This is a genomic window from Streptomyces himastatinicus ATCC 53653 (assembly GCF_000158915.1).
GTDB classification, from domain to species: domain Bacteria; phylum Actinomycetota; class Actinomycetes; order Streptomycetales; family Streptomycetaceae; genus Streptomyces; species Streptomyces himastatinicus.
Genome location: NZ_GG657754.1, coordinates 9,582,305 through 9,590,676 on the forward strand (window position 1 = coordinate 9,582,305; position 8,372 = coordinate 9,590,676).

Genomic DNA, 8,372 nt, shown 5'->3' on the forward strand with positions numbered 1-8,372 from the left:
CGCGGGCCTGGTGGCGGCCATACCCGCCCTCGTCGTGGCCACCACACTGGACCGGCTGCTGCTCAAGCCACTGGCCGGGGTCGGGAAGGTGTCCAATGCCTACCGTCTGGTAGCCCGGCGCAATGGGTGAATTCGTTCGCCACTTTGCATTTCGTAACGTCAACTGTCATCTCAGTGGCCCTTGACGGTGCCCGAACTTCAAAAATGTGAACTCCCTTGTTCCGCATCGGTTCCGTATGCAAAGGTGCAGGTGTCGCCACGTGGGCCAGGTGTTTCTGAGCGCCGCCGGCACGGCCGACACTCCTAATTGGTACGGACTTTTCTCGCTGCCCTGTGAAAGGGAAAAGACGTGAACGATGCTGCCCTGACGGACTTCTTAACCCCCGCCCCCCTGTTCGGCGTGACGGATGAACAGCTCACGGCCGAACTCAAGAAGGGGTCGGGGAAACTGTCCGAGCATCACCCCGTCGGGGAGCTGCTGGGCCGCCACTGGGAGGCGGCCTTCTCGTACGCGAGCCTGTGCACCACGGGCAGCCACCCGGCGGGGATCCTCACGTCCGCCGCGTTCACCAGGCTGTTCGGGGAGGCGCTGCGGCGGACCGCACCGGCCACCGCGTGGCGGCCACGGGTGCTGGCCACCGTGCGGGGCATAGCGCAGGAGTGGAACGCGGGCCCGCGGGGCGCGCTGCTCCACCCCGGCCTGCGGGCCTCCCTCGGGGCACGGGGACGCGAGGACGGGCGGCTCCGCCCGCCGGAGGACAGACGCCTGGTGTTCCGCGCGTTCCAGCGGCTCCCCGAGACGGCCCGCTGTCTGCTGTGGCACACGGAGGTCGAGGCCGACCAACTCGCCGTACCGGCAGGGTTGTTGGGCCTGCACGACGATGCCTCCGGCGAGCTGGAGCGGGCCCGTCTGCGTTGGCGTCAAGGATGCCTGGAGGCCCATCTCGACACGGCCCCCGAGGAGGAGTGCCGCCACTACAGCCGACTGCTGGACGTCTCGCTCGACCGCGGCGACACCCGGCTCGACCCCGATCTGCGGCAGCACCTGGCCCGGTGCGAGCACTGCCGTCGGGCCGCCGACCAGTTGGACCACTCCACCGGACGGCCCGCCGTCCTGCTCGCCGAAGCGGTCCTGGGATGGGGTGCGCGGGACTATCTCGACTCCCGGCCGGGTCGCCGCATCCCCGAACCGGCCACGGCCGTGGATTCCCCTCCCATGCCACGCACCCCGCCACGTGGCGGCGGCCCTCGCCACTCGGCGCGGAAACCCCCCTGGTGGAAGGCGCTCCCGGGAGCGTTCCCGGCGGCGCGTACGGTGGCGCGTACGGTGGCACTCCCAGTGGCGCGTCCGGCAGCGCGCAGAAGGGGTCCGCGGCCCACCGGCGGCCGGTTCCTCTTCGTGGCGGCGGCCAGCGGCTGCGTCCTGGTGTCGGTGGCGGTGGCCTCCGTCCTCCCGTCCGGAAGTGGCGAGGACGCGGCGTACGAACGCGACACCCCCTCCACGACGCCGGGCGCGGGGGAGACGACGGCCCCCGGTTCGGATCCCTCGTGGATCGGCTCCGACGGCCGCCCGGCCGACACCCTGCGCGGGCGGCTGCGCGACGCGGCGAGCGGGCTGTGCCTCGACATCGTCGGCGACAAGCCCGCGGCGGGCGCCGAAACCAAGGCCACGCCCTGCACCTCCGCGGACACCCAGCAGTGGTCGTACGAGGCCGACGGCCTGCTGCGCAGCAGTGCCGACCCCGAACTCTGCCTCAACTCCCGGCTGAGCTTCTCCATCCGGCTGGGCCCCTGTGAGACCACCTCACGGCGGGACGCGGCGAACGTGCGGTACGACTTCACCCTCCAGGGCACCCTGGTGCCGCGCTGGGAACCAGGAGCTGGCCCTGACCCCGGACTCCACGGAGAAGGGGGCCGCGCTGGTCCTGAAAACACGTGACGACTCCGCGACGGCACAGCGCTGGCTGGCGGGCGGCGCGGCGGACGACAACCGGTACCGGACCGAGACGGCCCGCCCGAACCGGGAGACGGCGCCCCGTCAGGTGTCCGTCGTCCACCCTAACCCAGCTGCACCGCGCCCCCGGCGCACACGCCAGAGCCTCCGGCGCCGCCGCGATCCGGACCGCCGCCGTCGAAGTCCAAGAAACCGCACCGCCCCAAGCCCCCGGCGGGCCCGCCCCCGCGACACGTGGGCTCCTGGTACGGCCAGCAGAACCAGCAGGGCCAGCGCGGATGGCACGGCCGGCCGGACCAGTACGGCCGGCAGGGGTGGCCCGGACAGTACGCGCGGTACGGGCAAGCCCCCTGGGCCCCGGACCGGGCCGGATACGACCGCGGCTGGGGGCGAGGGGGCCACCGCTGAGGGGAGACGAGGGCGCTACTTCACGGCCACCGCCGACCGCGTGGCCGTGGGGTGCGCGGGCCGGTCGGGGTCGGCGTTCCCGGATGCGAAGTACACGTCGGTCGGCCGGATGCGCGAGGCCGCCCAGACGCTGACGACCGCGGTGGCCGCCAGATATCCGCAGGCGATCCACGGGGCGCCGTGGCCGAGCGCGAGGAAGGTCGTCATCAGCAGCGGTGTGATGCCCGAGGCGTAGACACCGGACAGCTGGTAGACCACGGACATGCCGGTGTACCGGACCTCCGCCGGGAACAGGGAGGCGAACAGGGTGCCCTGGGCCCCGTAGAAGGAGGCGTGGACCACGCCCAGGGTCAGCGCGATGGCGGCGGCGAATCCCCAGATGCCGGTGGCGTGGAACAGCCAGAAGGCGGGGAACACGCTCAGCCCGAACAGCGTCATGCCGACGATGTACATCCGGCGCGCGCCGTGCCGGTCCACCAGGGAGCCGGACAGCGGGATCAGGACGGCCATCAGCAGCGCGGCGAAGGTGACGGCGAGCAGGACCGGGGTGCGCGGCAGGTCCAGCGTCGAGGTGGCGTAGGAAATCGCGAACACACCCCAGGTGTTGAACGCGGCGCCTTCGCCCCACCGGGCCAGCATGCCCAGCACGGTGTGCCGCCGGGTTTCCGGGTTGCGCAGCAGCTGTGCCAGCGGGATCCGGGATGCCTGCTGCCGCTGTTCGATCTGACGGAACGCCGGAGTCTCGTCCACCTTGAGCCGTACGGTGATCCCCAGGACGACCAGCAGCAGACTCACCAGGAACGCCACCCGCCATCCGTAGCTCAGGAAGGCGTCGTCACTGAGCACATTGCTGAGCAGCGCGAACACACCGGTTCCCAGCGCGAGTCCGAGGGCCAGCCCGATCTGCGGATAGCTGCCGTAGCGGCCCTCGCGGCCGCGCGGGCCGTGCTCCACGGACAGCAGCACGGCACCGGCCCACTCGCCGCCGAGCGCCACGCCCTGCGCAACGCGCAGGATCAGCAGGAGGATGGGTGCCCAGATGCCGATCTGCTGATAGGTGGGCAGCAGGCCGATGAGGGTGGTGGAGCCGCCCATCACGCTCATGGTGACGGCGAGGGTACGTCTGCGGCCGATGCGGTCGCCGATGTGTCCGAAGAGCAGGCCCCCGATGGGCCGGGCCAGGAAGCCGACCGCGAAGGTGGCGAAGGAGAGGATGGTTCCGACGGTGTCGTTGCCGGTGGGGAAGAACAGATCGCCGAAGACGAGGCCCGCGGCGGTGCTGTAGAGGAAGAAGTCGTACCACTCCACCGTGGTGCCCAGGAGGCTGGACAGCACCACGGTACGAAGTGGCCGTCGGGACGTATCGGACATGGGGAACCGTTTCGTTGCATGCCCGGGCGCCGAGGCGGGCGTGAGCGCACGACGGCGCGCACACCGGCCTCAGCGGCGGGGTGCGAGAGGGAAGGACAGCAGCTGTGGTGTGAACGCCCCACGGGCGGACGGGGGATGACGGAACATCAGAAGCCAGGCAGACCGGCTACGGGGCCGGAGGGGCCGGAGGCATGGGTGTCCGCGGGGGAGCCGGGGTCAGGGGCGACAGCAGGCGCTGGACTGGCGGCACAGATCGACGTGGAGGCGTTCCACGAGCGGGCCGGCAGCATTCGACATGGCCGACAGTATGGTCGGCCCCCGACACCCGGCTCAAGGTGTCACCGGAAAGGTCTCACCGACTGGGACGGGCCCCGATCAGCCCCGGCCGATGACCTTGCCGGGGTTCAGGATCCCGTGCGGGTCGAGGGCCGCCTTCACCGCGCGGTGCATCTCCAGCACGGCGGGTGCGAGTTCCTGTTCCAGGCCGTCCCGCTTGAGCAGTCCGACCCCGTGCTCGCCGGTGACCGTTCCGCCCAGGTCGATGGCGTCGGCGATGATGTCGCGGAACGCGGCCTGGGCGCGCTCCCGGGCCGCGGTGTCGCCGGGCTGGGTGATCAGCAGCGGATGGAGGTTGCCGTCACCGGCGTGGGCGATGTTGGCGATGAGCGTGTCGTGCCGGGTGGCCGTGCGCTCGATCCGCGCCAGCATCTCCGGTACGGCCGCCCTGGGCACGCACACGTCCTCGGTGAGCACCGGGCCCAGCCGCTCCAGCGCCGGGTAGGCGAGCCGCCGCGCCGCGAAGAGCGCGTCCGCCTCCTCCTGGTCCGTGGACTGCGCGGCCCAGGTCGCGCCCGCCTCCTCGAAGCAGGCGAGCATGCGTTCCGCCTCCCGCTCCCCGGCGGGGCCCGGCGCGTCCGTACGCCCCAGGAGCACCACGTCCGCGTCGACGGACAGCCCCATGTTCTTCCACCGGTCGACCGCGGCCAGGCAGTGCCGGTCGATCAGCTCCAGCGCCGACGGGGTGAGCCCCGCGGCCCCGACCGCGGTGACGGCGCGGCCCGCGGCCACGACGGACGAGAAGTATCCGGCGACCGTGCGCTCCGCCTCCCGCTGCGGGCGCAGCCGCACCGTGACCTCGGTGATCACCCCGAGGGTGCCCTCGGAGCCGACCATCAGCCCCGCCAGGTCGTACCCGGCCACGCCCTTCGCCGTCCTGCGGCCGAGCCGCACTAGTTCACCGGTGCCGGTCACGGCTTCCAGGCCGAGGACGTAGTCGCGGGTGACGCCGTACTTCACGCAGCACAGCCCGCCCGCGTTGGTGGCCACGTTGCCGCCGATGGTGGACCAGGGCGCGCTGGCCGGGTCCGGCGGGTACCACAGCCCGTGTTCGGCGCACGCGGCCCGCAGATCGTCGTTGACCACGCCGGGGCCGACGACCGCGAGCCGCTCCACGGGGTCGATCTCGTGGACCGTGTTCATGCGCTCGGTGGAGAGCATCACACAGCCCTCGACGGCGTTGGCGCCGCCGGACAGCCCGGTTCCGGCGCCCCGGGTGACGAGCGGGACGCCGTACCGCAGACAGGCGCGCACCACGGACCGCACCTCCCGCGCCGTATGCGGCCGTACGACGGCGCACGGCGTGCCGTACGGCGCCCACTCCGCCTCGTCGTGGGTGAACCCGGCCGCGATGTGCGGGTCCTCGACCAGCCGCCCGTCCGGCAGCTCCTGCCGCAGCTCGTCGATCAGCACGCCCGGACCCCCGCCCTGTCGTCGCGTCCGTACCGGCATACGCACCGGCATCCGTCCCGCATGAGAAACCCCCCAAAGCTCGCAATATGCGCAATATGGGCTAGCGTCGTAGGTATGAAGACCGTACGACGCGTCTTCCGGATGGCGCTGGTGCTTCCGCTGGTCGTGGCCGCGCTGCTGCTCGCCGCCGTCGCCGCGGCTCCCGGCGCACGCGCCGCCGACTCCCTCGACACCGCCGCGGCGTCCCTGCGCAACGGGCCGGTCTACGTCGATCCCCGCGCCCGGGACATCCTGCCCCGGAGCGAGGCCGACGCCCTGTCGCACAAGATCGAGAAGGCGGGCAAGCCGGTCTTCGCCGTCGCGCTCCCCGCCGCCGAGAAGCACGACCGGTCGACCCTGCTCCAGGATCTGCGGACGAAGGTCGGCGTCACCGGTGTGTACGCGGTGGCACTCGGTGACCGCTTCGACGCGGGCGCCGACCGCTCCGTCCTGTCCCGCGACGCCGTGGAGAACCTGACCGGCGCCGCGCAGCGGTCCCACCCCGGCGACTCCGGGGCCATGCTCACCGACTTCGTCGACCAGGCCGTGGAGCAGGCCAAGGGCGACGCGCCCGCCACATGGGACAACGGCGCCACCACGCCCAGCGGAAGCACCGGCGCGCTGGGCCTGCTGATCACGCTCGGCGTGCTGGTCGTCGTCGGTGTCGGCGGCACCCTCCTGGTGAGCAGGCGCGTCACCAGGCGGCGGCAGCAGGAGAACCGGGCCCGGCTGGAGGAGCTCCGCCCGGTGGTGGACGAGGACATCACCGCCTTCGGCGAGGAGCTGACCCGGATCGGCTTCGACCCGTCGTCCCCGAAGGCCGACGACGCGATGCGCGAGGACTACACCCGGGCGCTGGACTCCTACGAGCACGCGAAGACGGTGATGGAGAAGGCGCGGTCCCCCAGGGAAGTCCGGGATGTGACCGAGGCGGTGGAGGACGGCCGGTTCTCGCTCGCCACCCTGGAGGCCAGGATGGACGGCAAGCCGCTGCCGGAGCGCCGTCCTCCGTGCTTCTTCGACCCACGGCACGGCCCCTCGGTCGAGGACCGGCGGTGGACCCCGGCGGGCAGCACCTCCGAGCGGACCGTTCCGGTCTGCGCGGCGGACGCCGCCCGGCTGGACGACGGCGAGGAACCGATGGCCCGGGAGGTCGACACCCCCGCGGGGCGGCGCCCGTACTGGGACGCAGGACCGGCTTACGGCCCCTGGGCGTCCGGATACTTCGGCGGCGCGCTGCTGCCGGGCCTGCTGGTGGGTACCCTGCTCGGCACCTCGCTCGGCTCCCCGTACGCGTACGGGGACTACTACGGCGCCGGTCCGGCCGGTGACTACTCCGGCGGCGACCACTCCGGTGGCGACTTCGACCCGGGCGACTTCGGCGGGGATTTCGGCGGCGGCTTCGGCGGGGGAGACTTCGGCGGAGGGTGACACCGCCCCGCGGTCCGGCCCGCACCACGGTGCAGAACATCGCGCGAGCAATCTCGTGCACACATCTTGTATCCCAGATTGCCGAACTCTAGTGTCCCAGTCTCAGTGGCCCGGCCTGCCCACCCGATGCGGCCGGGCGCTCCGACGAAAGGGACAAGAGTGGCAGACCTCAGCGGTCTCCGCGTCGCGGTCACCGGTGCCGGGCGCGGCATCGGACGGTCCATCGCCCTGCGGCTCGCCGCGGCGGGTGCGCATCTGGCCGTCATCGACCGCGACGCCTCGCGCGCCGAGGCCGTACGCGCCGAAGTGGCCGCACTCGGCCACCCGGTGCTGGCGGTCGCGGGCGATGTGACCCGGGCCGCCGACTGCACCGAGATGGTCCGGCGCACCGCCGACGGCCTCGGGCGGCTCGACGTCATGGTCTGCAACGCGGGCATCGTGCAGGTCAAGCCCTTCCTGGACATCACCGAGGAGGACTGGGACGCCACCTTCGCCGTCAACGTCAAGGGCACGTTCCTGACCATGCAGGCCGCCGCCGCCCGGATGCGCACACAGGAACCCCTGGGTGCCGCCGACGACGCCGACCGCACCCGTCCGCGCGGGAAGATCATCACGATGTCGTCGATCGCCGGTCGGTACGGCGCCGGCGCGATGGCGCCCCTCACCCCCCATTACCGCGCCAGCAAGGCGTCCGTCATCAGCCTCACCCAGACCGCGGCCTACGCCCTGGCCCCGGACATCACCGTCAACGCCATCTGCCCCGGACTGGTCGGCACCGACATGTGGCGCCAGATCGACCAGGAGTGGTCCGCCACCGAGGGGTGGACCACGGGCGAGGCGTGGAAGCGGCGCACCGCCGTCGTCCCCATGGGCCGCCCGCAGACGCCGGACGACGTCGCGGGCCTCGCCCTCTATCTCTGCTCCCCGGATTCCGACTACATGACCGGACAGGCCGTCAACATCGACGGCGGACTGATCATGAGCTGAGCCGCCCTCCTCCCCGCACGATCGAGGAAGCACATGACACACGCACCCAGCGGCACCCCCGCCACGACTCTGGACGAGGCCGGGCAGCGGGCAGCCGTCTCGCGCATCTCCTGGCGCATCCTTCCGCTCATCGCCGTCGGCTACGTCATCGCGTACGTCGACCGCACCAACATCGGCTTCGCCCAGCTGGGCATGGGCACCGAACTGGGCATCAAGGCCGCCGCGTACGGCCTCGCCGCCTCGATCTTCTTCGTCGCGTACTTCTTCTTCGAAGTGCCGAGCAACCTGCTGCTGCGCCGCTTCGGCGCCCGCGCCTGGCTCGCCCGCATCATGGCGACCTGGGGGATCATCACCGTGATCACCGGGTTCACCACCAATGTGCAGATGCTGTACGTGATGCGCTTCCTGCTCGGCGTCGCGGAGGCCGGTTTCT

General features: G+C 71.9%; 7 protein-coding genes. 4 read left to right on the top strand and 3 right to left on the bottom strand.

The genetic code is table 11. The annotated features are described in order from the left end of the window. Positions 1–349: 349 nt before the first annotated feature. Positions 350–1,939 carry a ricin-type beta-trefoil lectin domain protein gene (locus SSOG_RS57705; protein WP_009720116.1) on the top strand — a complete coding sequence of 530 codons (1,590 nt, stop codon included), beginning with the start codon at positions 350–352 and terminating at the stop codon, positions 1,937–1,939. Between the two features lie 438 nt (positions 1,940–2,377). Here SSOG_RS57705 and SSOG_RS40505 read toward each other — a convergent pair whose 3' ends face one another. From SSOG_RS40505 to SSOG_RS40510, 3 genes are all read right to left on the bottom strand, one after another. Further along, the gene (locus SSOG_RS40505) at positions 2,378–3,733 is read right to left on the bottom strand and encodes an MFS transporter (protein WP_050800145.1); all 1,356 of its coding nucleotides are present in this window, start codon (positions 3,731–3,733) and stop codon (positions 2,378–2,380) included. Between the two features lie 216 nt (positions 3,734–3,949). After that, on the bottom strand, positions 3,950–4,030 hold the full coding sequence (locus tag SSOG_RS58720; RefSeq protein ID WP_373689238.1) for a putative leader peptide: 81 nt from the start codon (positions 4,028–4,030) through the stop codon (positions 3,950–3,952). A 78-nt stretch (positions 4,031–4,108) separates the two neighbouring features. Then, on the bottom strand, positions 4,109–5,521 hold the full coding sequence (locus tag SSOG_RS40510; RefSeq protein ID WP_050800146.1) for an FAD-binding oxidoreductase: 1,413 nt from the start codon (positions 5,519–5,521) through the stop codon (positions 4,109–4,111). A 75-nt stretch (positions 5,522–5,596) separates the two neighbouring features. Here SSOG_RS40510 and SSOG_RS40515 point away from each other — a divergent pair, with 75 nt between their 5' ends. From SSOG_RS40515 to SSOG_RS40525, 3 genes are all read left to right on the top strand, one after another. Then, positions 5,597–6,952, top strand: a complete 1,356-nt coding sequence (locus SSOG_RS40515; RefSeq protein ID WP_039939902.1) for a hypothetical protein — start codon at positions 5,597–5,599, stop codon at positions 6,950–6,952. A gap of 159 nt (positions 6,953–7,111) precedes the next feature. Further along, entirely contained in the window at positions 7,112–7,939 is an 828-nt protein-coding gene (locus SSOG_RS40520; protein ID WP_039939904.1) for an SDR family NAD(P)-dependent oxidoreductase, read from the top strand. 33 nt (positions 7,940–7,972) lie between these two features. Then, positions 7,973–8,372 (top strand): MFS transporter (locus SSOG_RS40525; RefSeq protein ID WP_009720121.1); only part of this gene is annotated, 400 nt, incomplete at its 3' end.